At 65.2% G+C, this 23,518-nt stretch carries 24 protein-coding genes; 3 read left to right on the forward strand and 21 right to left on the reverse strand.

Annotation, left to right across the window (positions count from 1 at the left end):
* Positions 1–9 precede the first annotated feature (9 nt).
* Complete coding sequence (locus AAHB16_RS16880) at positions 10–525, reverse strand: flavin reductase (protein WP_342051513.1); 516 nt, start codon at positions 523–525, stop codon at positions 10–12.
* Positions 526–532: 7 nt separating this feature from the next.
* Complete coding sequence (locus AAHB16_RS16885) at positions 533–1,894, reverse strand: LLM class flavin-dependent oxidoreductase (protein ID WP_342051514.1); 1,362 nt, start codon at positions 1,892–1,894, stop codon at positions 533–535.
* A 150-nt stretch (positions 1,895–2,044) separates the two neighbouring features.
* Here AAHB16_RS16885 and AAHB16_RS16890 point away from each other — a divergent pair, with 150 nt between their 5' ends.
* Complete coding sequence (locus tag AAHB16_RS16890; RefSeq protein ID WP_150376218.1) at positions 2,045–2,614, forward strand: helix-turn-helix domain-containing protein; 570 nt, start codon at positions 2,045–2,047, stop codon at positions 2,612–2,614.
* 111 nt (positions 2,615–2,725) lie between these two features.
* Positions 2,726–3,847, forward strand: coding sequence for a hypothetical protein (locus AAHB16_RS16895; RefSeq protein ID WP_342051515.1), 1,122 nt, complete (start codon positions 2,726–2,728; stop codon positions 3,845–3,847).
* On the opposite strand, the gene cheZ is transcribed toward AAHB16_RS16895, so the two are convergent.
* The 18 genes from cheZ to AAHB16_RS16985 all read right to left on the reverse strand — a co-directional run bounded on the left by cheZ (position 3,771) and on the right by AAHB16_RS16985 (position 22,067).
* Positions 3,771–4,415, reverse strand: coding sequence for a protein phosphatase CheZ (gene cheZ / locus AAHB16_RS16900; RefSeq protein ID WP_150376214.1), 645 nt, complete (start codon positions 4,413–4,415; stop codon positions 3,771–3,773). The two genes, AAHB16_RS16895 and cheZ, sit on opposite strands and share 77 nt — an antisense overlap.
* 9 nt (positions 4,416–4,424) lie before the next feature.
* Positions 4,425–4,814 (reverse strand): chemotaxis response regulator CheY, encoded by a 390-nt coding sequence (gene cheY / locus AAHB16_RS16905; RefSeq protein WP_109585495.1) that lies wholly within the window; start codon positions 4,812–4,814, stop codon positions 4,425–4,427.
* Positions 4,815–4,844: 30 nt separating this feature from the next.
* Positions 4,845–5,915, reverse strand: a complete 1,071-nt coding sequence (locus AAHB16_RS16910) for a protein-glutamate methylesterase/protein-glutamine glutaminase (protein WP_150376212.1) — start codon at positions 5,913–5,915, stop codon at positions 4,845–4,847.
* A gap of 22 nt (positions 5,916–5,937) precedes the next feature.
* Positions 5,938–6,594, reverse strand: a complete 657-nt coding sequence (gene cheD / locus AAHB16_RS16915; protein ID WP_150376210.1) for a chemoreceptor glutamine deamidase CheD — start codon at positions 6,592–6,594, stop codon at positions 5,938–5,940.
* A complete protein-coding gene (locus tag AAHB16_RS16920; protein WP_342051516.1) occupies positions 6,594–7,511 on the reverse strand; it encodes a CheR family methyltransferase in 918 nt (305 codons plus the stop codon). The genes cheD and AAHB16_RS16920 overlap by 1 nt, the downstream gene beginning before the upstream one ends.
* A 69-nt stretch (positions 7,512–7,580) precedes the next feature.
* Positions 7,581–8,075, reverse strand: a complete 495-nt coding sequence (locus tag AAHB16_RS16925; RefSeq protein WP_150376206.1) for a chemotaxis protein CheW — start codon at positions 8,073–8,075, stop codon at positions 7,581–7,583.
* A gap of 40 nt (positions 8,076–8,115) precedes the next feature.
* Positions 8,116–10,137, reverse strand: a complete 2,022-nt coding sequence (gene cheA, locus AAHB16_RS16930; protein ID WP_342051517.1) for a chemotaxis protein CheA — start codon at positions 10,135–10,137, stop codon at positions 8,116–8,118.
* 59 nt (positions 10,138–10,196) lie between these two features.
* On the reverse strand, positions 10,197–11,234 hold the full coding sequence (gene motB / locus AAHB16_RS16935) for a flagellar motor protein MotB (protein ID WP_150376202.1): 1,038 nt from the start codon (positions 11,232–11,234) through the stop codon (positions 10,197–10,199).
* Between the two features lie 13 nt (positions 11,235–11,247).
* Positions 11,248–12,111, reverse strand: coding sequence for a flagellar motor stator protein MotA (motA, locus tag AAHB16_RS16940; protein WP_150376200.1), 864 nt, complete (start codon positions 12,109–12,111; stop codon positions 11,248–11,250).
* Between the two features lie 120 nt (positions 12,112–12,231).
* Positions 12,232–12,837, reverse strand: coding sequence for a flagellar transcriptional regulator FlhC (gene flhC, locus AAHB16_RS16945; protein WP_150376198.1), 606 nt, complete (start codon positions 12,835–12,837; stop codon positions 12,232–12,234).
* Entirely contained in the window at positions 12,834–13,151 is a 318-nt protein-coding gene (gene flhD / locus AAHB16_RS16950; RefSeq protein ID WP_109585504.1) for a flagellar transcriptional regulator FlhD, read from the reverse strand. The genes flhC and flhD overlap by 4 nt, the downstream gene beginning before the upstream one ends.
* Before the next feature lie 398 nt (positions 13,152–13,549).
* Positions 13,550–14,302 carry a DUF4088 family protein gene (locus AAHB16_RS16955; protein ID WP_150376196.1) on the reverse strand — a complete coding sequence of 251 codons (753 nt, stop codon included), beginning with the start codon at positions 14,300–14,302 and terminating at the stop codon, positions 13,550–13,552.
* A 122-nt stretch (positions 14,303–14,424) separates the two neighbouring features.
* Positions 14,425–16,281, reverse strand: coding sequence for a methyl-accepting chemotaxis protein (locus AAHB16_RS16960; RefSeq protein ID WP_150376194.1), 1,857 nt, complete (start codon positions 16,279–16,281; stop codon positions 14,425–14,427).
* A 180-nt stretch (positions 16,282–16,461) separates the two neighbouring features.
* Positions 16,462–16,947, reverse strand: a complete 486-nt coding sequence (locus tag AAHB16_RS16965) for a chemotaxis protein CheW (protein ID WP_150376192.1) — start codon at positions 16,945–16,947, stop codon at positions 16,462–16,464.
* Positions 16,948–17,035: 88 nt separating this feature from the next.
* Positions 17,036–17,419: a response regulator gene (locus tag AAHB16_RS16970; RefSeq protein ID WP_150376190.1), complete on the reverse strand. Its 384-nt coding sequence runs from the start codon at positions 17,417–17,419 to the stop codon at positions 17,036–17,038.
* Positions 17,420–17,630: 211 nt separating this feature from the next.
* Positions 17,631–19,622, reverse strand: coding sequence for a putative bifunctional diguanylate cyclase/phosphodiesterase (locus AAHB16_RS16975; RefSeq protein ID WP_342051518.1), 1,992 nt, complete (start codon positions 19,620–19,622; stop codon positions 17,631–17,633).
* A 174-nt stretch (positions 19,623–19,796) separates the two neighbouring features.
* Positions 19,797–21,587, reverse strand: coding sequence for a methyl-accepting chemotaxis protein (locus tag AAHB16_RS16980; protein ID WP_150376186.1), 1,791 nt, complete (start codon positions 21,585–21,587; stop codon positions 19,797–19,799).
* A 255-nt stretch (positions 21,588–21,842) separates the two neighbouring features.
* On the reverse strand, positions 21,843–22,067 hold the full coding sequence (locus tag AAHB16_RS16985) for a hypothetical protein (RefSeq protein ID WP_342051519.1): 225 nt from the start codon (positions 22,065–22,067) through the stop codon (positions 21,843–21,845).
* On the opposite strand from AAHB16_RS16985, the gene AAHB16_RS16990 reads away from it, so the two are divergent.
* Complete coding sequence (locus AAHB16_RS16990) at positions 22,066–22,371, forward strand: H-NS histone family protein (RefSeq protein WP_109585511.1); 306 nt, start codon at positions 22,066–22,068, stop codon at positions 22,369–22,371. The genes AAHB16_RS16985 and AAHB16_RS16990 overlap by 2 nt on opposite strands.
* A gap of 80 nt (positions 22,372–22,451) precedes the next feature.
* Here AAHB16_RS16990 and galE read toward each other — a convergent pair whose 3' ends face one another.
* Entirely contained in the window at positions 22,452–23,471 is a 1,020-nt protein-coding gene (galE, locus tag AAHB16_RS16995) for a UDP-glucose 4-epimerase GalE (protein ID WP_150376184.1), read from the reverse strand.
* Positions 23,472–23,518: the final 47 nt, after the last annotated feature.

Genomic DNA, 23,518 nt, shown 5'->3' on the forward strand with positions numbered 1-23,518 from the left:
CACCGTCCATCACGCGATCGACGCGACCGGCGACGCCATGGGTGCGGCCACCCGATGGAAATCGCGCGCGAAGTAGATCAGCCCGTCACGATCGCTGGCCGTGCGTGCGGCCTTGATCGCGCAGAAGAACACCGTATGCGTGCCGACCTCGGTCACCGAAGCAATCTCGCAGTCGAGCGCGCTGACCGCGCCATGGAGCACGGGCGCGCCCGTGGCCAGCCGATCCCACTCGGCGCAGGCAAAGCGCTCGGCAATCGTCAGGTCGCGCGTGGAGAAATGCGTGGCGATATCGCGCTGGTCGGCGGACAGCACATTCACGCACAGGCGGCCGTTCTCGCGCATCGCCGCGTTATTACGGCTCGCGCGGTTGATGCAGACGAGCAACGTGGGCGGGTCGTCCGTCACCGCGCACACGGCCGATGCCGTGCAGCCCGCGAGCCCCGCATCACCATCGGTCGTCACGATATTGACGGCGGCACCGAGGCCGGCCATGGCATCGCGGAAAGCAGTCTTGTCAATGTCCATCACCCACTCACCGCACGTTGCGATACTGCGCGGCCGTATGCGACGCCGGCAGGCGCGCATGGCCGAACAGCTTCTCGCGATAGGTTCCGTCCCGATACGCGGTCTTGTACACACCGCGCGCCTGCAGCCGCGGCACCAGCAGCTCGACCACGTCGTCGAAGCATTCCGGCACGACCGTGCGCGACAGGTTGAAGCCGTCCACGCCGGTCTCCTCGCTCCATGCCACGAGCATGTCGGCCAGGCGATCCGCCGACCCCACCCACGGCGCCTGCCGGCTGCCCAGCACCATCTGTTCGAGCAGCTTGCGGCGCGTCCATTGCGGCCCCGCGCTGCGATTCATCGCCTCCACGTTGGAGACGATCGCCTGGCTCTTTCCAGTCTGAATCGGCTCGTCGAGGTCGTACTTCGAAAAGTCGATGCCGAGCGACGCGGCCGCATGCACGAGCGCCGCTTCGTCGCTCACGTAGCGCCTGTACGCCTCGAACTTCTCGCGAGCCTCGTCGTCCGTACGCCCGACGATCAGCGTCGCGCCCATGAACACCTTGACGTCGTCCGCACCGCGGCCGAGCCCGACGGCGCGCGCGCGAATGTCATCGACGATCTCTTTCACCGCTTCCTTCTTCTGGCCGTTCACGAACACGCATTCGGCGTGCGTGGCCGCGAACTCGCGCCCGCGCGTCGAAGATCCGGCCTGGTACAGCACCGGCGTACGCTGCGGCGACGGCGCACACAGATGCATCGCATCGACCTTGTACTGCTTGCCGTGATGATGGATCACGCGCACCTTTTCCGGATCGGCATACACGCCGCGCGCGCGGTCGGCCAGCACCGCGTCGTCGTCCCAGCTGCCTTCCCAGAGCTTGTAGACCACGGACATGTACTCGTCGGCGAGGTCATAGCGATCGTCGTGCGCCATCTGTCCGTCGATGCCAATCGCGCGCGCGGCGCTGTCGAGATACCCGGTCACGATATTCCAGCCCACGCGGCCACCGGTCAGATGATCGAGCGTCGACATGCGGCGCGCGAACAGGAACGGCTGCTCGTAAGTGAGGTTGCAGGTCACGCCGAAGCCCAGATGGCGCGTCACGGCGGCCATCGCGGGAATGACCAGCGTGGGGTCGTTGACGGGCACCTGCACGCCGCCGCGCAGCGCGGCGTCGGCGGTGGCGCCATTGACATCGTAGACGCCGGCGACGTCCGCGAAGAACACGCCGTCGAATAGCCCGGCCTCGAGCTTGCGCGCGTACTCGGTCCAGTACTGGAGTTCGGTGTAACGCGCCGACTCGTCGCGCGGATGGGTCCACAGCCCCTGCTGGATATGACCGACACAGTTCATGTCGAAGGCATTGAGGCGAATCTCGCGCGGCATCGTGGGGGCTCCGGCCAATTGGAATATTCGTCTACTATAGTGGACGCGCGACTACCAATCAATCCGATCTCATAGCAGGGTTAACCCTTGAGTGGGGCCCGGGCCACAGCGCACCCTATAATTCGCCGTTCCGCCAGCAAGGACCCTCGCATGGATAGCCGACTCGCCGCCGACCCCACCCACGCCATCTCCGCCCGTGTCCGCATCGAGCGCGAATCGCGGGGCTGGTCGCTTGCCGAACTGGCCGACCGGTCCGGGGTATCGAAGGCGATGATCAGCAAGATCGAGCGCGGCGAGGCAAGTCCCACCGCCACGATCCTCGGCAAGCTCTCCGGCGCCTTCGGGCTGCAATTGTCGATGCTGCTCGCGCTCGCCGAGCAGGCGGGGGAGCGGCTGAGCCGCCACGACGACCAGCCGGTCTGGCAGGATCCCGAAACGGGCTATACGCGACGCGCGGTGTCGCCCCGCAATGGCGGCATGATCGAGCTGATCGAAGTCACGCTGCCGGGCAATGCGCGCGTGTCCTACCCGTCCTCCGCCTTCACCTTCCAGCACCAGCAAATCTGGGTCCGCGAGGGTACGCTCGTGTTCGAGGAAGGCGAACTCGTGCACACGCTGGCGCCCGGCGACTGTCTGCAGCTCGGCGCGCCCGCGCCGTGCACGTTCGTGAATCCCGGCAAGACGCCCTGCGTTTACGTGGTCGCGCTCGTGCGGCGCTGACAGGGCCGCCATTCGCCGATATCGGGGCGCGATTGAATCCTGGTCAAGGAAATCGCGCGCCGCGCATTCCAGCATGACAGCTCCGATCCACGAAGACAGGAGCGCATGGTCATGCAAGATTCCCATCACCGTGGCCGCTGGCTGGCCCTCTGGCTCGCCGTTGCCTGCACGGCCCCGGCGCCGCCGGTGCAGGCCCGGCCCACCGGCGCCTATTCGCAGCATCCGCACCCGATCCGGCTGCATCCGGACTGGATGTCCCGCCTGCCGGACGATCGCTTTCTCAACGATATCTCGATACCGGGCACCCATAACTCGATGAGCCGCTTCGGCGGCGATGCCGTCGCCACGCAGGCGATGCCGCTTCGCGCGCAGCTGTACGCGGGCGTGCGCGCGTTCGACATTCGCGTCCGGCTGGTCGACAACCATCTGCACGCGTATCACGGCCCGATACGGCAATATGCGACGCTGCGCCGGATCCTCGGCATCATGCGGCAGTTCCTCCGCAGGCATCCCTGCGAAGTGCTGCTGGTGCGCGTGCGGCTGGAAAGCGCGCCGGTATGGAGCACCGTGTCGATCGACGCGGCCGTGGCCATGGAGACCGCGCCGCACCGCGACGCGATAGAGATCGCCTCGCCTGCCGTGCCCCGGCTCGGCCGCGTGCGCGGCCGCATCGTGCTGTTTCCGGAGCGGCTGTACTTCACGCACCACGACGTCTTCGACGCGTGGTATCTGCGCACGAACTGGGATCTATACGAGAAATGGGAGCGGGTGCGGCGCGCGCTCGACAAGGCGCGCGCCAGCGACGTGTTCGACGCCACGCGACCGTGGGGGCAGGTCACCTACCTGTCGGCATCGGGGGGCGCCTTTCCTTACTTCGCCGCGAGCGGGCAGATTGCCGCCAACGAAGGCGCGAGCCGTCTGGCGACGGGACTCACGTCGCCGGCGTTCCAGTACGCGTATCCGGACTTTCCGCGCGTGAACTGTTTTCTGGGCATCTGCACCATCGCGTTCGAGGGCATCAACTACCTGACCCTCGCATACCTGTACAGATGGCAGCCACGCTATGTCGGCATCGTGATGGCGGATTTCCCCGGACCATCGCTGATCCGGGAAATCATCGCCACGAACACGCGGGCGCGTGTGCCCGCAAGGCCGATCAGAAGCCGAGGCTTGCCAGCAAGTCGTCCACCTGCGACTGATCCGCCACCACGTCCGCCTTGCCTTCGGGGTTGATCTGCGGGCCGTTGAGCAGCGTGGCCTGCGTGGCTTGCGTATCCACGCGGCGATCGGCGGGCACGTTGTCGATCAGCACCTGCAGCAGTTCCTGCTCGAGCGAACGGATCATGTCCATCATCTTCTTGATGACCTGGCCCGTCAGATCCTGGAAGTCCTGGGCCATCATGATCTCGAGCAGCTGGCTACCGGTCGCGCGCGTCTTCACCGGAACATCGGCGAGGAACTCGCGCGTGTCCAGCACGAGCGCGCGTGCGTCCTGCAGTTCCACCGGCTTGGCGAACCACTCTTCCCAGCGCTTGTCCAGCGCCTCGGCTTGCGTTTCGAGCGCGGACTGCAGCGGCTGGGCGATCTCGACCGCGTTGAGGCTGCGCTCGGCCGCCTTCTCGGTCATCGTCGCGATGTAGCTCAGGCGATCGCGTGCGTCGGGAATGGCCTGGGCGGCACGCTCGATTTCCTTGTCGAGCCCCAGCTCCCGCATGTTGTCGCGCAGCATCCTTGTGAGGTTGCCGATACGATGGATGATCTGCTCGGCCGAATCAATGGCAGAAGTCTGAGTCGTCGACATGGCAGCACCTTACTCCTTGCCCAGCTTCTCGAAGATCTTGGTGATCTTCTCGTCGAGCGTGGCGGCGGTAAACGGCTTGACCACGTAGCCGTTGGCACCGGCCTGCGCGGCGGCAATGATGTTTTCCTTCTTCGCCTCGGCCGTGACCATCAGCACCGGCGTCTTGGCGATCGCGGGAATCGCGCGGATCGACTGCAGCATCGTCAGGCCATCCATGTTAGGCATGTTCCAGTCCGACACGACGAAGTTGAAGCTGCCGTCCTTGACCTTCTCCAGGCCGGCGGCGCCATCTTCGGCTTCGTCGACGTTGTTGAAGCCCAACTCCTTGAGCAGGTTACGGATGATCCGACGCATGGTCGGGAAGTCGTCGACCACCAGGATCTTGATGTTCTTGTCCACTCTACGGCTCCAAAACAGTTGTGGATAAATTTAAACGCGCTGCGCCCGTGCACCGAATGTCGCCAGATGCGCCATTACGCGCTGGCTCATCGACTGCAGAGGCACCACTTCATGCACGCCACCGGCGGCTATCGCCTCCTTCGGCATGCCAAACACGATGCAGGACTGCTCGTCCTGCGCAAGGTTGTACGCGCCGGCATCGCGCATCCGTAACATGCCCTGAGCGCCGTCCTTGCCCATGCCGGTCAGGATCACGCCCGTCACGTTCTTGCCGCCATGCACGGCCGCCGAATCGAACAGCACGTCCACGGAGGGCCGGTGGCGGTTCACGGGCGGATCCTGCGACAGGTGCGCGACATAGTTCGCGCCGCTGCGCGCGAGCATCAGGTGCGAATCACCGGGCGCAATATACGCGTAACCGGGCAGCACACGTTCGCCATGTTCGGCTTCCTTGACCGTAATGCGGCACAGGCCGTTCAGGCGCTGTGCAAACGAGCGTGTGAATCCGGCCGGCATGTGTTGCACGATCATGACCGCGGGACAATCCGGCGGCAGCGGCATCAGGAATTCCTTGATTGCCTCGGTGCCGCCCGTCGATGCACCGACGATGATCAGCTTTTCGGTGCCCAGCAACGGGCTGCGCAGGATCGGTGCCGCCGCGGCGGTGGTGGGTGCCGTGGCCGTGGAACGCACGCGCGCGCGCGATGCCGCGCGGATCTTGTCGGCGATGGTGTCCGTATAGTCGATGAGGCCGTCGCGGATGCCGAGCTTCGGCTTGGTCACGAAGTCCACGGCACCGAGCTCCAGCGCCCGCATCGTGATTTCGGAACCGCGTTCGGTCAGCGACGACACCATGAGCACCGGCATCGGCCGCAGGCGCATCAGGCGCTCGAGAAAGTCGAGCCCGTCCATGCGCGGCATTTCCACGTCCAGCGTCAGCACGTCCGGATTCAGACGCTTGATCGCATCGCGTGCGACCAGCGGGTCCGGTGCCGTGCCCACGACCTCCATGTCGGGCTGGCTGTTGATGATCTCCGTCATCAGGCTGCGTATCAGCGCGGAGTCATCCACGCACAGCACCTTGATCTTTGCGGCGGTCATAGTTCTGCGTCTCTTGTAGTCTTCACGACGACGTCTTCGACGTCGCCTGCCGCGTAAACAATTCCACGGCGCCTCGCGCGGGCGTTTTCGTGGACGTGGACAGCGCGCGGGCCAATGCCCGTTCGTCGCGCTCCACGACGACCGTGTCGTCCTGGCGGGTCAGCCGGCGTACCAGCGCCAGCCCCGTCAGCGGGAAATAACTCACACGCCGGGCATGCGGACCGCGCAAGTCCTGTGCCGCCACGCGTATCTCTTCCGTTCTCAGGTACTTCAATACGAAATCGGCATTTCGATCCCCAATATTGAGGGTCGTCATGTTCGCGAGCACCGCGCCACCGCCAAAAACCTTCGCTTCCAGCCGTTCGCGGCGCGCGCCCATCTTCAGCAGTTCGTTGATCAGCACTTCCAGCGCGTAGCAGCCGTAGCGCATCGATGCCGAGAGCACGCGGTCGGGTCCGGCGTTCTCGTCGTCGGGCAGCATGAAATGGTTCATGCCGCCGACGCCGGCGACCTCGTCGCGGATGCACGCCGCGACGCACGAGCCCAGCACGGTGGTCAGCACCACGTCGTCACCGGTCACGTAGTACTCGTTCGGCAGCAGCTTGATGGCCTGCTTGCCGAACTCGCGATCGAAATACTTGCGCGTGGCGATGGCCTCGGGCATCTGCGGAGTTCGCATCACGCACCTCCCGCGCCGGCGCGGCCGGCGAGTTCGTACACGGTCTGCCCGCGCAGCTGGAACGCGCGCGTGACGTACGAGAAGTTCTCCGAGTGCCCCGCGAAGAGCAGGCCGTTCGGCTTCAGCAGCGGCGCAAACCGCTCGAGGATGCGGCCCTGCGTCGGCTTGTCGAAGTAGATCATCACGTTGCGGCAGAAGATTGCGTCGAACTGCTCGCGAATGCCCCAGTCCGGCGCGAGCAGGTTTAGCGCGTCGAAAGTGATGGTCGAGGCGAGGTCTGGCTTGACCTTGACCGCGCCGGCGCGCGAGCCCGTGCCCTTGAGGAAGAAGCGTTTGAGCCGTTCCTGCGACAGGCGCGCCACCTGTTCGGTCGTGTAGACACCGTTCCGCGCCTTGGCCAGGACCTGCGTGTCGATGTCCGTGGCCAGCACGGTGCCGGCACGATCGCCAAGCGCCTCCGCGAGCGTGATCGCAATCGAGTACGGCTCCTCGCCGGTCGATGCGGCCGCGCACCACACGCTGTACGGACGTCCGGTCTTCCTCGCGTGCTCGGCCAGCAGCGGAAAGTGATGTGCCTCGCGGAAGAACGAGGTCAGGTTCGTGGTCAGCGCGTTCGTGAAGTATTCCCACTCCACCGAACCTTCTTCGGCCTCGAGCATCGCAAGATAGCTGCCGAAGTCGGTGAGCTGCAGCGCGCGGAGCCGGCGCGCGAGGCGGCTGTAGACCATCTCGCGCTTGTGGCTGCCCAGCGAGATGCCGGCCCGCTTGTGAATCAATGCGCGCACCTTCTCGAAGTCCCGCTCGGTGAGCAGGAAGTCGCGCATATCGTCACGCAGCGGCGTGATCACGGGCATCGTGGGCGAAACAGCCCCCGCTGGCTTCCCGATGGCACTGGCGGAAGAACGGAGCTGCGTCATGATGAATGTCTTGGTAGAAGCCCGCCCCGAAGGGCGAGCAGGCTTGCGTCGTTGCTTGCGAGGACGGGATCAGGCCAGTTCGGCCTCGATCAACGCCATTTCCGGGCTGGTCATCATGCGTTCGATATCGATCAGAATCAGCATGCGGCCTTCCACGGAGCCCAGACCCGTCAGGTGCTCGTTGGACACCGACACGCCGAACTCCGGTGCGGGACGAATATCGTCGCCCGTCAGCGTCAGCACGTCCGACACGCCATCCACGACGATGCCGACCACGCGGCCCGCGACGTTGAGGATGATGACGACGGTCTGATGGTCGTAACGCACGTTGCCGAGGCGGAACTTCAGCCGCAGATCGACGATCGGGACGATCACGCCGCGCAGGTTCGTCACGCCCTTGATGAAATCGGGCGCGTTGGCGATGCGGGTCACCGTCTCGTAGCTGCGAATCTCCTGCACCTTGAGGATGTCGATGCCATATTCCTCGGTGCCGAGCGTGAAGACCAGGAACTCCTGGCCCGAGGCCTCGCTCCCCTGGGTATCGATGTGTCCGATGCCGGCCATGTTTGCTCTCCTTGTCTGAGTGTTGCGCGCGTCCGCCCGATCAGGCGAGCACCGGATCCTGACGGCGCACGCCGGTGCGCTGCAGCGCCGCGACGTCCACGATCAGCGCCACGCTACCGTCGCCCAGAATCGTGGCGGCGGAGATGCACGGCACCTTGCGATAGTTCGTTTCCAGATTCTTCAGCACTACCTGGTGCTGACCGATCAGCTGGTCCACCAGCAGCGCGAAGCGCTTGCCTTCGGCCTGCAGGATCACGGCGATGCCCTGCGTCGGTTCCTGCAGCGCGCCGTCCACGTTGAACACGCGGTGCAGCTCCAGCAGCGGCAGGTACTCGCCCCGCACGTTCATCACGCGCTCGGCGTTGGCGGCGGTATGCACGTCCTCGGCCTTCGGCTGCAGGGACTCCATCACGCAGTTCAGCGGCAGGATGAAGGTTTCCTCACCCACACGCACCGACATGCCGTCGAGAATCGCGAGCGTCAGCGGCAGCACGATGCGCGTCGTGGTGCCATTGCCCGGGCGCGACGCGATTTCCACGTGGCCGCCCATTTCCTGGATGTTTCGCTTCACCACGTCCATGCCGACGCCGCGGCCGGACACGTCCGTCACCACTTCGGCGGTCGAGAAGCCCGGCGCGAAGATCAGCTGCCACACTTCCTCGTCGCTGATGTTTTCCGACACCGGCAGGCCGTTCTGGATCGCCTTGGCGAGAATGCGCTCGCGGTTCAGGCCACCGCCGTCGTCGCTCACCTCGATCACGATATTGCCGCCGTGGTGCTGCGCGGAGAGGATCAACTGGCCCGTCGGCTCCTTGCCGGCGGCGATACGCTTCTCGGGCGTCTCGATGCCATGGTCGAGGCTGTTCCGCACGAGGTGGGTCAGCGGGTCGATGATCCGTTCGATCAGGCCCTTGTCCAGCTCGGTCGCCTTGCCGAACGTCACGAGGTCGATCTGCTTGCCGAGCTTGCTGGCCAGGTCGCGAACCAGGCGCGGGAAGCGCGAGAACACGTAGTCCATCGGCATCATGCGGATCGACATCACCGCTTCCTGCAGGTCGCGCGCGTTGCGTTCCAGCTGGCCCATGCCGGAGAAGAGCCGGTCGAACAGCACCGGGTCCAGCGAGGACGCGGTCTGTGCGAGCATCGATTGCGTGATGACCAGTTCGCCGACCAGGTTGATGATCTGGTCGACCTTCTCGGTCGGCACACGGATCGAACCCGCGTCGGGGCTGTGCGCCGCGGCGGCCGCGGGCTTGGCTTTTTCCTTCGCGGCGGCCGGCGCGGCCGGGGCCGACGCGGGAGCCGGCGCAGGGGCGGCGGCTACCGGTGCCGGAGCGGGCGCCGGAGCGGCCGCCGGCGGCGCGGCGCCATCGGACGCCTCCACCACGATCTGGTCGCCGTCGATCACGAAGCAGCAGACCGCGATGATGTCATCGGCGCTGCATGCGCTATTCAGCCAGATCGTCAGGTCGCCCTCGGCTTCCTGCTGTCCGGTGATCTCGCCGAGGTTGGCAATCTCTTCGCGCAGCAGCGCCTGGTCCGCCGGCGATACCTTGATCAGGCGAATCTTGAGATTGCCGCCCGCCGGCGCGGCAGCCGCGGCCGGTGCAGACGCGGCGACGGGTGCCGGTGCGGCCGCGGGCGCATGCGCCCCAGCGTCACCACCGGCTTCCTGCGCAAGCTGCTGCAGGACCGCGCAGATTCGCGCCAGAGTTTCCGGATCGGGTTCGGTCCCGTTGCGATAGGCGTTGAGCTGGTCTTGCAACACGTCCTTGGTTTCCAGAAAAGTGTCGATGATGGCCCGCGTGAGCGCGATTTCCTGCCGACGTGCGCGGTCGAGCAGGTTCTCGAAGATGTGCGTGGTCTCGGTCAGCGCCGAGAACCCGAACGTGGCGGCGCCGCCCTTGATCGAGTGCGCCGCGCGAAAGATCGCATTGAGCTCTTCCGCATCGGGGGCGTCGAGATCCAGCCCGAGCAGCAGTTGCTCCATTTCTACGAGCAGCTCTTCCGCCTCTTCGAAGAAGGTCTGATAGAACTGCGTAATATCGATATCGACAGACATGGCCGTCCTGGTCCGCTAAATTGCCTTTGGATGCGCCGCGCTTTCACGCGCGGCGCGCCTCATTCGCGCTTGCCTGCTGCCGCCGGCGCCGCGGTTGCCGCCGCGCCCGCTGCCGGCGTTGCCGCCGGTGCTGGCGCGCCTGTCGCTGCCGGTGCCTTGGCCGCCGGCGTTTCCGCCGCCGCCACGCCAGCCTGCAGCTCCTGTGCGGCCTTGCCCTTCTGCGCGGCCACCGATACTTCGGCGGCACTCGCGTTCTCGGACTCGAACTGCGCCTGAGCCTTCTTGTTCAGCACGACGATGCTGATACGCCGGTTGACGGGCGCCAGACGGTCGTTCTTGTCCAGCGGCATCGTGTCGGCCAGGCCCAGCACGCGCAGCACCTTGCCTTCGTTCATGCCGCCCGCGATCAGCTCCTGACGCGAAGCGTTGGCGCGATCGGCCGACAGCTCCCAGTTGCTGTACGCCCGCTCGCCCGCCATATAGGTCTGCGAGTCGGTATGACCCGACAGGCTCACCTTGTTCGGCATCTCGTTGAGCACCGGACCGATCTCGCGCAGGATGGTGCGCATGTACGGTTCCACCGCGGCGCTGCCGGTGCGGAACATCGGGCGGTTTTGCGTATCGAGAATCTGGATGCGCAGGCCTTCGCTCGTGATGTCCAGCAGTAGCTGCGGGCGAAACGCGCGCAGCACGGGGTTGTTCTCGATGGTCGTCTCGAGGCGGGTCTTGAGCTGGCGCAGGCGTTCGGATTCCTGCTGCTCGCGGCGGCGCGCATCCGACGGATCGTTGGTCTGCGCGCGCATCACCTCGCCATCCTTGGCCATCGGATCCTTGCCGCCACCGGGCACGACGCTCTTCGACATGCTGCTCTTGTCGCCACCCGCGATCGCCACCTTCAGCGGCGTGCGGAAGTACTCCGCCACGCCGACGAGGGCCTTCGGCGATGCCGAGCTCAGCAGCCAGAGCACGAGGAAGAAGGCCATCATGGCCGTCATGAAGTCGGCGTAAGCGATCTTCCAGCTGTGGTTGCCGTGCGGCTTGGCGCGCGACTTCGCCTTCTTGATGACGATGGGGCGCAGATCCTGGGCGCTGCTCATGACTGCTCTCCCGTCAGGTCAGGCTCTTGACTTCGCGAACGTGGTCGTCGAGTTCAAGGAAGGACGGACGCACGGTGGAGTACAGGACCTTGCGGCCGAACTCCACGGCAACCAGCGGCGCATAACCGTTGAGCGAGGCAAGCAGCGTGACCTTGATGCACTCGTACATCTTCACGCTCTCGTCCACCTGCTGCTCGATGCGAGCGGCCAGCGGCGAGACAAAACCGTAAGCGAGCAAAATACCGAGGAACGTACCGACCATCGCGTGGGCGATCAGTGCGCCGAGTTCGGCCGGCGGCAGATCGGCGGAGGCCAGTGCATGCACCACGCCCATCACCGCGGCGACGATACCGAAGGCCGGCAGGCCGTCGCCGACGCGCGACAGCGCATGGGCGGGGACCTCGGCCTCGTGGCGATACGTTTCGATTTCGTGGTCCATGAGCGCCTCGATCTCGAACGCGTTCATGTTGCCGTTGACCATCATGCGCAGATAGTCGGTGAGGAATTCCATCATCACCGCGTCGGCCAGGATACGTGGGTACTGGCTGAACACGCTGCTCGCGGCAGGGTCGGCGATTTCCTTCTCGAGGAACAGGATGCCCTCGCGGCGCGCCTTGGACAGCAGCACGTACAGCAGTGCCATCACGTCCAGGTAAAGCTCCTTGTTGTACTTGGAGCCGCGCAACAGCTTGGGCAGGGCCTTCATGGTCCCCTTGATGGCCTTGCCGCTGTTGGTACTGATGAATGCGCCGACCGCTGCACCACCGATGATGATGAGTTCCGCCGGTTGGTAAAGCGCGCCCATGTGGCCGCCGGTGATGGCATACCCGCCCAGCACCGCACCAAGCACGACGACATAGCCAAGAACTACAAGCACGATCGGATCCCCGTCTAGAAAACACGCGTCAGCGCACAAGGGCCCTTCGTACAGGCGCGCGGGGTCACCGCGCGCCCCGATCTCGGGGCCCGCCTTGCCGCCGCGGACGTCGCCTGGGAATCAGGCGTGGGTCTGCGCGGCTACGGCGTCCTTCGAGAGCTTCTTGACTTTCCCTGCCCGTGAGGGCGGACGGCACAGGCTGCAGACAAAGTTCGCGTGCGGCTCATAGGCATGCGTCACGAACTGTCCGCCGCAGCATGTGCACGTGGAAAGCTGCAGCATATTGCTCTCGAAAAACCGTACTAACGTCCAGGCACGGGTGAAACTTAAGACAATTTCGCCGCCCAGCAGCGAAACGTGCTCGAGGTACAGGCGATAGCTCGCCACCACGGCGCGGATACCCGACGTCTCGCCTTCCTGCACCATGAACTGGTAAGCGGAGAAGAACAGGGACGAATGGATATTCGGCAGCCAGGTCGTGAACCAGTCTGTCGAGAACGGGAGCATGCCCTTGGGCGGCGAGGCGCCGCGGAGCTCCTTGTAGAGACGGATCAACCGGTCGCGCGAGAGCGTGGTCTCGGCTTCGAGCACCTGAAGACGCGCACCCAGGCCGATCAGCTCGATGGCGAGCTGGGTCTGGTTGGCATCCTGCAGGACACTTTTTCGGTTGGGTACGGGAGTCGCCGTGAAACTGCGGGCCGGCTGGGCCTGAAGGAGAGCGGTCAATTGAGCTGCTCCACAGGTTGCCGGGCAAGCAGGATTGCAGCATGGATCTGCTGCATATCATGGCTCTTGGCCGTGTGAGTGAGCGTGGATAGCAGCGCATGATCGTCGAAACGGAACCTGCACAGCACCATATTCGATGCCGCCAGCTTGACGAGCTGCGCCGATGTCAGTTTGGCAAGAATCTCAGCAATTTCCTTGCTGACGCCAAGCCTGAACATGGCTTCCACCTGGTTTTCGCGCACCAGTCGTTGCGCGAGCAGCAGATAGGCGAGGTTAACCTCCCTGATCTCCTGGAGAACTTCACTGCTTTCCAATTTTTCCCCGCTACCAAAAAACCCTTCGACCGCTTGTCCGGCGCTTACCGACACGTTTGAAGCTGTGTCGGCGACCAGATCGTTGCTGTGCGTGTGCGATGGGTACGACGTACGACAATAGGAACTACGCCCGGTATCACCTACATCTCTGAAGCGTTACAGATGTTACAGAGTGTAAGTGAAACTGTTACGTTTATATCGGCAATCGGCCCGCAATGCCAATCCCTACTTAGGTTGGGGGGGAACAAATGTCGTATGGAAAGACATAGCCCCGCTAATTTGTAACAGCACAGATGTCAGACATGTAGTTAACGCGCGTTTACGTATAAGGCGGTATCACCGCCGACAACTGGTTGTGACGGATGAGATACAGGCCTTGTCCGCGCCGATGCATTCCACTATTGACGCAAGGGTGCGGCTTGACTAAAGAGCTGCCGCAACCAGGCCGCGAGGCGCGAAAAGATGTCGTCCGGTGCCTCGCGGAACAGATGCGGCCGCGCACGTTCCACCTGCTCCAGAACGCGCGCGGCCTCATCCGCGCTGACAGAACCGTATTCGAGCGCGAGACCCAGCAGCGCGCGCATCTCGCCCACCTTGCTGCGCCCCAGCGCCTCGCTCTGTTCGGTCTGCAACGCGTACATGAGGTCGTAGGCCCGCTGGCGCAGGCTGTCCGCGATGCGCCACGCCGGCGTGCGCATGCGTTCCTCTATCGTGCGGACATCGACGGCGCTGGCGGCGATCTGCGCGGCCAGCGCTTCCGTGAAGGCCGCATCGGCCCCGGCTTCGCTGAGAATCTGCTGCGCCCACTCGCGCGCGTGTTCGACGCGCTGCGCGGGCGTCCATTCGGGCTGTACGGCGAGGCCGAAGCCAAAGCGCTGCGCGTCGCGCATCAGCGCCGACAACGCGTTCGGCAATTGCTTGTCGAAGACCTTCCGCGCCCATCCGTACTCGCCGCTGGCCAGCAGCCGCATGACGGCGCGTTCGGTCAGCGGGCCGTCCTGCTGCAGCAGACGCGCGCGCAGGAAGTCGTCGAAGGCGGGCGGCACGAACTCGGCATCGAGCCCCGTCGAGACCCTTACAAAAGCGTCGAAGTCCGCTCTGAGTCTGGCCGTCGCCTCGGCCGACAGGGACAGATTGATGTCGGTGGTCATGATGTCATGGAACAAAAGCGCGTCCCGGCACGCACGTCCCCGCGGCAGCGGGGGGCAGGCATGCGTGGGACGCGCGTGGCACGTGGGTACCCCGGATCAGGTTCACGACGGGCACAGGGCCCTCAGAACGCGCTCCAGTCGCCATTGTCGGAAGCACCGCCAGCGGTGGCCGGGCGCAGTGCCGGCGCATCGCTTGCTGCCACTTCCTCGAAATCCGCTGCACTGGCTGCCGCGGCAGCGCCCGCGCCGGCCGCCGCTGCCTTGCCGCCACGGGTGGCGCGCGTCTTGGCTGCCGCGAGACGCGGTGCCTTCGATGCCGCCGATGCCGAGAGCGCGGGCTTGGTCACCGAGCGCACCGCCGGTACGACGGCGGAACCCAGCGACGGACCGCTGCCGGCTTCGTCGTCCTGCGACAGGCGGAACGTGGCCACCGAATCCTGCAGACGGCCGGCCTGCTCCTGGAGCGAGCTGGCGGCAGCGGCTGCCTGTTCCACGAGTGCCGCGTTCTGCTGCGTCACTTCGTCCATCTGCGCCACGGCCTGGTTGACCTGCTCGATGCCCGAGCTCTGCTCGGCCGACGCCGCGCTGATCTCGCCCATGATGTCGGTCACGCGCTTGACCGCCTGCACGATCTCGCCCATGGTCTGGCCGGCTTCGCCCACGAGCACGGAACCATTGTCCACGCGCGCCACGGTATCGCCGATCAGGCCCTTGATTTCCTTTGCCGCATTGGCGGAGCGTTGCGCCAGGCTGCGCACTTCGCCGGCCACCACCGCGAAGCCGCGGCCCTGCTCGCCCGCGCGTGCCGCTTCCACGGCCGCGTTCAGTGCAAGGATGTTGGTCTGGAACGCGATGCCTTCGATCACGCCGATGATGTCGACGATCTTGCGCGAGGCCTCGTTGATCTCGTCCATCGTCTGCACCACGCGGCCCACTACTTCGCCGCCGCGCACGGCGGTTTCGGACGCGTTGGCGGCAAGGCCGCTGGCCTGACGCGCGTTGTCCGCGTTCTGGCGGACCGTGCTGGTCAGTTCTTCCATGCTCGAAGCGGTTTCCTCGAGCGAGGCGGCCTGCTGTTCCGTACGCTGCGACAGATCGTTGTTGCCGGCGGCGATTTCACGCGATGCCGTACCGATCGACTCGGCCGATTCCTTGAAATCGCGCACCATCCGCGACAGGTGATGCTGCATCTCGCTCATGGCGTGCAGCAGGCTCGACTTGTCGCCCTTGCGCAGCGATACCGCGGCGGAGAAATCGCCGTCCGCGATGCGCGAGGCAATGCGGGCCGCGTAGCCCGGTTCGCCGCCAAGCTGGCGCGACAGGCCGCGCGCGAGGAACATCCCCAGCAGCACGGATACGACCAACCCGCCCAGCACCAGCACCAGCATGACCACGCGCGAGCTCTTGTACACGCCGTCCGATTCGTCCATGTTGGCGCGCGCACGCTCGTCGCGGCGCTTCACCATCTTGAACAGCACGTCCTCCAGCGCGCGGCTGTCCTTGAGCAGATCCGAGCTTTCCGTGAACACCGTGCTCTCGAACTGCGACGTATCCAGCGGCTGCTTGTTCACGAGTTCAACGTACTTCGTCATGCGCTCGCGGAACGGCGGCACGAGGGTCTCGTACTGCTTCACCATCGCCTGGCCTTCCGGCTGCGTGAACGAGCCCTTGGCCGCCTTCACGCGCTCTTCCATGGTCGCCAGCGACTTCTCGATGCGCTCCTTCTCGGTCGCGCGCTCGCCCATCGTGGAGGCCGACAGCAGCGCGATCTGCGCGCGGCTCGCATACACGAGGTTGATGTTGCCGTCCTGCACGGCCTTCAGCGCCTGCAGGTCCTCGTTGTAGATCTTGCCGGTCCATTCCGCCATGCGCCCCATGTTGATCACGCCAAGCAGGCCCATGATGGCGCCGATGACGGATACGACCAGGAAGCCGGCTATGAGCCTGGTCGTAACGCGTAGTTGATTGAACCACTGCATAGAACTACCCCCTTCTGTCAGAAAAGACCGGGAGTGGCATCGCTGCGCTCTCCCGCATTGTTGTCGTGGCCGTACCGGCCACTCTTGCCCGTTCCCGCCGCCAGCCCTGTTAGGTTCTGATGCCGGCAGCAAGGCGGACCGGGCCGCGACGCCCGCATCCGCGCTCCCCTACGGGTTCCCTCAGGCGGCGCCAGCCGCCGCGTCGATGGCCGCGAGTTCTTCCACGCCCATCAGCTTTTCGATATCGGCCAGGATCAGCATGCGGTTCTCCACCGAACCCAGACCCCGGATGTAGTCGGTTTCCATGCCGCCGGACAACTGCGGCGTCGGCTTGATCTGCGACTGGGACAACGTCAGCACGTCGGACACGCCGTCGACCACGATGCCCGTCGTACGTCGATTGAGGTCGACGATGATCACGACCGTGTACTGGTCGTAGCTGATTTTTTCCTGACGGAACTTGATGCGCAGATCGATGATCGGCACGATCGTGCCGCGCAGGTTGATCACGCCCTTGAGATAGGCCGGTGCATTGGCGATCTGCGTCACCGATTCGTAACCACGAATCTCCTGCACCTTGAGGATGTCGATGCCGTACTCTTCGCGGCCGAGCCGGAAGGCCAGGAATTCTTCCCCGGCGCCGTCAGCCTTCGTCTGGATAGTCATGTTGCCCCGCTGCAGTGTTGGTGGGGGATGGCCCCACAGTGTTAACGGCGGCGGATCGGGTGGCTGAAGGGCGACTTTGCTACGCCGGTCACCCCACCGTGGGAGGGGGCAAAAGCGCTTCGACCGATGCGATCAGCTGGTCGGGGTCGAACGGCTTGGCGAGAAAGCCCGACGCGCCGGCCTCGCGCGCCTGCGCGCGGATCTGACCGTCGGCTTCCGTGGTGAGCATCAGAATCGGGGTCGCAGCATAGTGCGGCGTCTCGCGCAGCGCGCGGATCAGCGTCAATCCGTCCATGCCGGGCATGACCTGATCGGTCACGAGCATGCCGAACGCGCCTTCGCGGGCGACCTCGTGCGCCTCCTTGCCGTCGGCGGCCTCCGTGACCGTGTAACCGGCGGCGCGCAGACATGCCCCGATCATGCGGCGGATGGACGGCGAATCGTCGACGACGAGGATGGTTGGCAGGGACATGGCGGGCTCCGGATAGCGAGGGCAAGGGCGGCAAAGGCGCACCCATTTGACGCTCGGTCTCTTGGTCTTATCGTCCGCGCAGCCGCCTGCTTTAGCGCGGTGAAGGGGGGGTTAGAGCAAAAGCTCTAACTCTGGCGCTAAATTTCCCGCAAACCCGGCAATGCGAAACGGTCTCATTGCGCGTTGCACGGTTACGCCACCGCGCGCGGGTTCAGACGCGAACAGGTTGCGTGTCGCGCAGAATCTCGGCGAACGACGACGCGTCGAGTGGCTGGGCCATGAGGTAGCCCTGCACCTCGTCACACCCCATGGCATTGAGGATGTCGAGCTGCGAGTGCGATTCGACGCCCTCGGCCACGACCTTCATGCGCAGCTCGTGCGCGAGCGCGACCATCGAGCCGACGATGGCGCGGCCCTGCGGGTCCGCATCGAGCCCGCCGATCAGCGTCCGGTCGATCTTCAGCGTGCCGACGCGCAGGCGCTTCAGGTAGCCGAGGCTCGAATATCCGCTGCCGAAGTCGTCGAGCGCCACGTGGATACCGAGCGATTGCAGCTCCGCCAGCGTCTCCAGCGACTTGCCGATGTCCTTCATCGCCGCGGTCTCGGTGATCTCGAGCGTGATCGCCGACGGCGGAATGTCGTGCTGGTGGATCTGCTCGAGCAGGTACTGCGGGAAGTTGCGGCTCGCGAAACGCAGTCCCGACACGTTGATCGCCACGGGAACCACGGGCAGTCCCGCGTCCTGCCAGAGCCGGACCTGCGCGCACACGCTGGCAATGACCCAGTCGTCGAGCTTGTCGATCTGGCCGGACTGCTCGGCCACCATGATGAACTCGGCGGGATTGACCACGCCGAGCGTCGGGTGGCGCCAGCGGCAAAGCGCTTCGGCGCCCACTACGGTGCGATGCTTCACGTCGAACTTGGGCTGGTATTGCAGCGACAGCCCGTCGTCCTGGATCGCGAGCCACAGGTCGCGCCGGATCACGCGCATGCGGCGCGCGCGCTCGCCCGCGGCGGAGTTGAACACGCGCACCTGGTTCGACCCGCTCTCGCGCGCCTCGGACAGGCTGACGCGGGCGGCCTGCATCAGGCCCTCCGACGTCTGCGCATCGCGCGGATAGATCGCGATGCCGATATTCACGCCGATCTGCATCTGCAGTCCGCGCGCGGCCACGAATTCGGCCAGCGAACCCAGCACGCGCGAGCCCAGCTCGTGCGCGCGCCCGTGGTGCACGAGCTCGGGCACGCCCACCGCGAACTCGTCGCGGGCCAGCCGCGCCAGGAAGTCGTGCGGTTCCAGCGCGGCCTGCGCGAGCGCACCCGCGTCCTGCGCGAGGATATCGTCGGCGCGGACTTCGAATACCTCGTCGACCTCGCGGAAGTCGGCGATATGGATCAGCAGCACCGCGCAGCCGGTCTCGGTCAACCGCGCCTGCGCAAGGGTCTGGTCGAGCCAGCGGCCGAACGCGATGCGGTCCGGCAGATCGGTTGAGACGCTGTACTCGCCCACGGCCTCGCCGCCGCGTCCGGACGGCCGCACGGTCAGGCCCGGAATCCGCCCGACCTGCTTCCGGCCGCCGCGCATACCGGCCGCGCGGGGCAGCGACGCGGCCGACGGGAAGTCGTCCGGGGTGTCTTCGATCAGCGTGGCCTCGGGACGCATCGGGGCGGGGAGCCAGCCGCGCGATTGCGCGCGATGGAACGCGAACATCGCGAAGCACAGCAGCGCGATGCCGCCGCCGAGCCAGCCCGGGTCGGGCAGCACGGCCGCGTCGAGGCAGGCGCGCGCGGTCAGCGAACCGTTACCGCACAGCCGGCCCATGCGCGCACCGGCCACGGCGACCATGCCGGCACCGCCGAGCATCGACATCACGGCCACCACGCGCCAGGCACGCGTGGCACCGCGCAGCCATTGTTTCAATACCGTGAAGACGTGGGCGGACGCGATGGCGGCAGCGGTCGCGGAGGCGAACGCCGACACCGCGCGCACCGGATCCTCGAGCGCCGAGAGCGAACCGGAACCGATGGCTACCCATAGCGGCAAGCCGATCGACGCCTGCGACATCACGGCGGCCGACCACGACAAGCGGCGCAGCAGCTTGCCGTCCCGGCCCGCGTCCGGCCTGGCTGAGCGCATGCCAAGCGCGGCGGCGGCACCGAGCAGCACAGCGAACAGCAGGAGACTGGAAGTCGAGGCAATCATTCGGGGCTTAACAAGCTGGGGCTTACAGGCTGCGGGCTTGCGCGAGTCCGGAAAGGTGAATCCTGGGAGCGCTTGCGCGACTCACACCGACGAGGCGGGCACAAAAGCCCGCATCATGGCATTTTGCCGACGCCGTGTGAACAGCCGTTCGCTCAATTCCTTTCATTCAGAACGTCAGAACGCGCTCCAGTTGTCGTCGGCGGACGCAGCAGGGCCTGCCGCGGCAACGCTGGGCCGCAACAAACGCGTCTCGCGTGGCTTGCGTACAACGGGCGCGCGCGCCCCCGACGGCTTGACCGGCTGGCGCGCGGCCTGCGTGCGCGCCACGGCCGGCAAGGCAGCCGGGCTGGGTGCCAGATCGGGCGCCACGCGCGCCACGGCGGCGGCGACCATCGGCGCCGGCCGCGTGCCGCTGGCCGCGAGCGTGAACACCGACACCACGTTCTTGAGCTTTTGTGCCTGCTCTTCGAGCGCGCCCGCCGCGGCCGCGGCTTCCTCCACCAGTGCCGCGTTCTGCTGGGTCACTTCGTCCATCTGGCTCACGGCCTGATTGACCTGTTCGATGCCCGTGGTCTGTTCCTGCGTGGCCGCGCCGATCTCGTTCATGATGTCCGTCACGCGGCGTACGGCCTGGACGATCTCGCCCATGGTCTGGCCCGCCTCGGCCACGAGGCGCGTCCCCGACTCCACGCGCTGTCCGGACTCGCTGATCAGCGATTCGATTTCCTTGGCCGCATTGGCCGAGCGTTGCGCGAGGCTGCGCACCTCGCCGGCCACGACCGCGAAGCCGCGGCCCTGCTCGCCGGCGCGCGCCGCTTCCACCGCGGCGTTGAGCGCCAGGATATTGGTCTGGAACGCGATGCCCTCGATCACGCCGATGATTTCGACCACCTTGCGCGACGCGCCGTTGATCTCGTTCATCGTATCGACCACGCGGCCCACCACGTCGCCGCCCTTGAGCGCGATCTGCGACGCCTCGCCGGCCAGCATGCCGGCCTGGCGAGCGTTGTCGGCGTTCTGGCGCACCACGGTGGTCAGTTCTTCCATGCTCGCGGCGGTTTGTTCCAGCGACGACGCCTGTTCCTCGGTGCGTTGCGACAGGTCCGTGTTGCCGGCCGAGATCTGCTGCGTGGCCGAGGCGATCGAATCGGTGCCGCCGCGCACTTCCGCGACAATGCCGGACAGGCTCTCCTGCATCGCTGCGAGCGCCTGCATCATGCGGCCGATCTCGTTGCGGGACACGCTGACGATCCGCGAGGTCAGGTCGCCGCGCGCAATGCGCTCGAACACGCCCAGCGCCTCTTCCACCGGCCGCACGATCGCGCGATGCAGCGTGATGGTGCCGGCGACGGCGATCAGCATGCCCAGCGCGATCAGGGCGACGGCCATGACACGCAGCCGTTCGAAGCGCGCCTGCGCGCCCTCGAAGTTGTCCTTGCCCGTCCGCAGCTGGAATTTCTCCAGGGCTTCGTGCGCGCTGCCCAGCGCGCGTTGCAGTTCCGGCATCGTGTCGCGTGCGAGGCGCAGCGCTTCGTCACGGTTCTGCGACAGCAGCGCGTTCTGAAGCGGGCCGATGCCCTTCTCGAAGAAGTCCTGCCGCTTGCGCCCGAGCTCGGTCGCCAGCGCCTTTTCCTCGTCGCCCTGCGGAAGCGCCAGATAGCGCTTCCAGGCGGTATCGGAAGCATCCACGAACACCTTCGAACGATCGACATGCTTCTTCGGATCGTCGTTTTCCGAGCCCGGCATGACGCCGCGGTCCAGCGCCAGGCGCAGGCGCGTCGTACCGAGCATCGCCTCGCTGAGCGCCTGCGCCGACGCCAGCTGATTTGAATAAGTTTCCTTGAGCGCATCGTTGGACTGCGAAATGCCATGCAGCCCGGCACCGCCGACCAGCAACAGAATTGCCGTCAACGAAGCCATCGCCCCTCTAAGGAGCGTTCTGATCTGAATATTCTGAAAGGACATGATGCGCCGAAGCCATTAGGTTGGATGCGACGAAGGTTCTCCTTACCCCCGTTCCGGCGGATCACTGCGTGGTGATCCGCTCTTGGGCAATAACGGCGACCCCGATACATCCTTGAGGCATTGCGGTAAATCGCAAACGCGAATGCAGATTCGCGCACTTCGGCATCGGATCGGTAATTGTCGAGGCCTCGGCACACGCTCGGAATTTTCCCAGTGGTAGTGCTGGCGCGGGATCGCGGTACATTCGGTCGATTTTCACGAATCCGGCACAGAATGCCGATGAGAAAATTCTGCATCTTCGGCACCGTCTGCATCGCTACGGCGAAAATACCTGGCGACCCGCATTCCGCGCGAAAGTTCAGTGCGCAATTTGAAATGAGGACATTCTTCATTTCTCGGGCACAGGCCGATACGCGGATTTGCAGTCACGCAATAAATGGTTATAATTCCCGTCGTCAATTCAGCGATCGAGGCAACCATGGCGACCTATCAGGAAATCGTTCAGAAAATCAACGAACTGCAGAAGCAGGCCGAGGAGATCAAGTCTCGCGAGCAAGCTGCAGTGATTGCCGATATTCGCGAGAAAATCGAACAATATGGCCTGACGGCTGACGATCTCGGGTTCGGCGCCAAGCCGGCGGCCGGCAAGAAGGCCAGCCGCAAGGTGCCGGTTCGGTATCGCGATACCGCTGGCAATACCTGGACCGGCCGCGGCAAGCGCCCGGGCTGGCTGACGCAGGCGCTGGCCAACGGCAAGACCGTCGAGGATTTCCTGATCCGCTAAAGCGGGCCAGTTTCGGCGACAAATAAAAAACCGGGCATTGCCCGGTTTTTTCTTATGACCGTGACGGCCAGCCGGGCCGGCTAACCTGCAAAGCCCAGCGGATTCATCGACTGCCAGCGCCACGAGTCCTCGCACATGCGATCGATGTCATGCTGCGCGCGCCAGCCGATCAGGCGCTGCGCGAGCGCGGGATCGGCGTAGCACGAGGCGATATCGCCGGGGCGGCGATCCACGATCTGATATGGAACGGGCCTGCCGCTCGCACGTTCGTACGCCTTGACGACCTCGAGCACGCTGTAGCCGCGGCCGGTACCCAGATTCACGGTAAAACCCTCGTTCTTGTCGCGCAGGTACACCAGCGCGGCAAGGTGGCCATCGGCGAGGTCGCTCACATGGATATAGTCGCGCACGCCCGTGCCATCGACGGTCGGGTAGTCACCCCCGAATACCATGAGCTTTTCACGGCGGCCGCCGGCCACCTGCGCGACATATGGCATCAGGTTGTTGGGCACGCCGCCCGGGTCTTCACCGATCAGGCCGCTGTCGTGCGCGCCGACCGGATTGAAATAGCGCAGATAGCCGATTTTCCAGTCGGGATTCGACAACTCGAGGTCGCGCAAAATCTGCTCGCCCATGAGTTTCGTCTGCCCATAAGGATTCGTCGCCGAAAGCGGAAAATTCTCGAGGATCGGCACCGTGTGCGGATTGCCATATACGGTCGCCGACGAGCTGAAAACCAGCTGGCGCACATTGGCAGCGTCCATTGCCGCGCAAAGCGTGAGCAGGCCGTTCAGGTTGTTGTCGTAATACGCGAGCGGCTTGGCCACCGATTCGCCCACCGCCTTCAGCGCGGCGAAGTGAATCGCCCCCGTGATCCGGTGTTCGCGGAAAAGCTTGTCCAGCAACGCGCGGTCGCGCACGTCGCCTTCCACGAAATGCGGATTCGATCCGGTAATCCGCGCCAGCCGCTCCACGACCGCGCGATTGCTGTTGCACAGATTATCGAGGCCGATGACGTTGTATCCGGCATTGTGCAGCGCGACCCAGGTATGGGAAGCGATATAGCCGGTGGCTCCTGTCAGCAGTAAGGTCTCGGACATGTGATCGTTTTCTGGATGGAAGTCGTTGAGCGGTCGGCCATCATACC

The organism is Cupriavidus sp. OTU4054, assembly GCF_038440175.1.
In the GTDB taxonomy this organism is placed as follows: Bacteria; Pseudomonadota; Gammaproteobacteria; order Burkholderiales; family Burkholderiaceae; genus Cupriavidus; species Cupriavidus pauculus_D.

Coding starts and splice junctions, on each gene's coding strand:
- AAHB16_RS16880 (WP_342051513.1), bottom strand. CDS start 525: ATGGACATTGACAAGACTGCTTTCCGCGATGCCATGGCCGGCCTCGGT.
- AAHB16_RS16885 (WP_342051514.1), bottom strand. CDS start 1,894: ATGCCGCGCGAGATTCGCCTCAATGCCTTCGACATGAACTGTGTCGGT.
- AAHB16_RS16890 (WP_150376218.1), top strand. CDS start 2,045: ATGGATAGCCGACTCGCCGCCGACCCCACCCACGCCATCTCCGCCCGT.
- AAHB16_RS16895 (WP_342051515.1), top strand. CDS start 2,726: ATGCAAGATTCCCATCACCGTGGCCGCTGGCTGGCCCTCTGGCTCGCC.
- cheZ (WP_150376214.1), bottom strand. CDS start 4,415: ATGTCGACGACTCAGACTTCTGCCATTGATTCGGCCGAGCAGATCATC.
- AAHB16_RS16910 (WP_150376212.1), bottom strand. CDS start 5,915: ATGACCGCCGCAAAGATCAAGGTGCTGTGCGTGGATGACTCCGCGCTG.
- cheD (WP_150376210.1), bottom strand. CDS start 6,594: ATGCGAACTCCGCAGATGCCCGAGGCCATCGCCACGCGCAAGTATTTC.
- AAHB16_RS16920 (WP_342051516.1), bottom strand. CDS start 7,511: ATGACGCAGCTCCGTTCTTCCGCCAGTGCCATCGGGAAGCCAGCGGGG.
- AAHB16_RS16925 (WP_150376206.1), bottom strand. CDS start 8,075: ATGGCCGGCATCGGACACATCGATACCCAGGGGAGCGAGGCCTCGGGC.
- cheA (WP_342051517.1), bottom strand. CDS start 10,137: ATGTCTGTCGATATCGATATTACGCAGTTCTATCAGACCTTCTTCGAA.
- motB (WP_150376202.1), bottom strand. CDS start 11,234: ATGAGCAGCGCCCAGGATCTGCGCCCCATCGTCATCAAGAAGGCGAAG.
- AAHB16_RS16955 (WP_150376196.1), bottom strand. CDS start 14,302: ATGACCACCGACATCAATCTGTCCCTGTCGGCCGAGGCGACGGCCAGA.
- AAHB16_RS16960 (WP_150376194.1), bottom strand. CDS start 16,281: ATGCAGTGGTTCAATCAACTACGCGTTACGACCAGGCTCATAGCCGGC.
- AAHB16_RS16965 (WP_150376192.1), bottom strand. CDS start 16,947: ATGACTATCCAGACGAAGGCTGACGGCGCCGGGGAAGAATTCCTGGCC.
- AAHB16_RS16970 (WP_150376190.1), bottom strand. CDS start 17,419: ATGTCCCTGCCAACCATCCTCGTCGTCGACGATTCGCCGTCCATCCGC.
- AAHB16_RS16975 (WP_342051518.1), bottom strand. CDS start 19,622: ATGATTGCCTCGACTTCCAGTCTCCTGCTGTTCGCTGTGCTGCTCGGT.
- AAHB16_RS16980 (WP_150376186.1), bottom strand. CDS start 21,587: ATGTCCTTTCAGAATATTCAGATCAGAACGCTCCTTAGAGGGGCGATG.
- AAHB16_RS16990 (WP_109585511.1), top strand. CDS start 22,066: ATGGCGACCTATCAGGAAATCGTTCAGAAAATCAACGAACTGCAGAAG.
- AAHB16_RS16985 (WP_342051519.1), bottom strand. CDS start 22,067: ATGGTTGCCTCGATCGCTGAATTGACGACGGGAATTATAACCATTTAT.
- galE (WP_150376184.1), bottom strand. CDS start 23,471: ATGTCCGAGACCTTACTGCTGACAGGAGCCACCGGCTATATCGCTTCC.